General features: G+C 69.0%; 1 protein-coding gene. It reads left to right on the top strand.

Going from position 1 to position 1,097, the window contains the following annotated elements:
* On the top strand, positions 1-1,097 hold a 1,097-nt coding region (locus ABZ693_RS36125), incomplete at both ends, for an acyl-CoA dehydrogenase family protein (RefSeq protein ID WP_359885727.1).

Genomic DNA, 1,097 nt, shown 5'->3' with positions numbered 1-1,097 from the left:
TTCGACCTGTATCGCCTGTCCGAGGAGCACGAGATGCTCCGGGAGACGGTCCGTTCGCTGGCGGAGGCGAAGATCGCTCCGTTCGCCGCCGCGGTGGACGAGGAGGGCCGGTTCCCGCAGGAGGCGCTGGACGCGCTGGTGGCGGCGGATCTGCACGCGGTGCACGTGCCCGAGTCGTACGGCGGTGCGGGTGCGGACGCGCTGGCGACGGTGATCGTGATCGAGGAGGTCGCGCGTGCCTGCGGTTCCTCCTCGCTGATCCCGGCGGTGAACAAGCTGGGTTCGCTGCCGGTGATCCTGTCGGGCTCGGAGGAGCTGAAGGCGAAGTACCTGGGCCCGCTGGCGGCCGGTGAGGCGATGTTCTCCTACGCGCTGTCGGAGCCGGAGGCGGGTTCGGACGCGGCGGGCATGAAGACCCGCGCGGTGCGCGACGGGGACTTCTGGGTCCTCAACGGTGTGAAGCGGTGGATCACCAACGCCGGGGTGTCGGAGTACTACACGGTGATGGCCGTCACCGACCCGGAGAAGCGTTCCAAGGGCATCAGCGCCTTCGTCGTGGAGAAGTCCGACGAGGGGGTGTCGTTCGGCGCGCCGGAGAAGAAGCTCGGCATCAAGGGCTCCCCGACCCGCGAGGTCTACTTCGACAACGTCCGCATCCCCGCGGACCGGATGATCGGCGCCGAGGGCACCGGCTTCGCCACCGCGATGAAGACCCTCGACCACACCCGCATCACCATCGCCGCCCAGGCCCTCGGCATCGCCCAGGGCGCCCTCGACTACGCCAAGGGCTACGTCAAGGAGCGCAAGCAGTTCGGCAAGCCCATCGCCGACTTCCAGGGCGTGCAGTTCATGCTCGCCGACATGGCCATGAAGCTGGAGGCCGCCCGCCAGCTCACCTACGCCGCCGCCGCCAAGAGCGAGCGGGTCGAGGGCGACCTCACCTTCTTCGGCGCCGCCGCCAAGTGCTTCGCCTCCGACGTCGCCATGGAGGTCACCACCGACGCCGTCCAGCTCCTCGGCGGCTACGGCTACACCCGCGACTACCCCGTCGAGCGCATGATGCGCGACGCCAAGATCACCCAGATCTACGAAGGCAC

Source organism: Streptomyces laurentii, from assembly GCF_040635425.1.
GTDB lineage: Bacteria > Actinomycetota > Actinomycetes > Streptomycetales > Streptomycetaceae > Streptomyces > Streptomyces laurentii.
The sequence above is the reverse complement of the archived record's forward strand: the minus strand, read 5'-3'. Positions and strand labels throughout refer to the sequence as shown.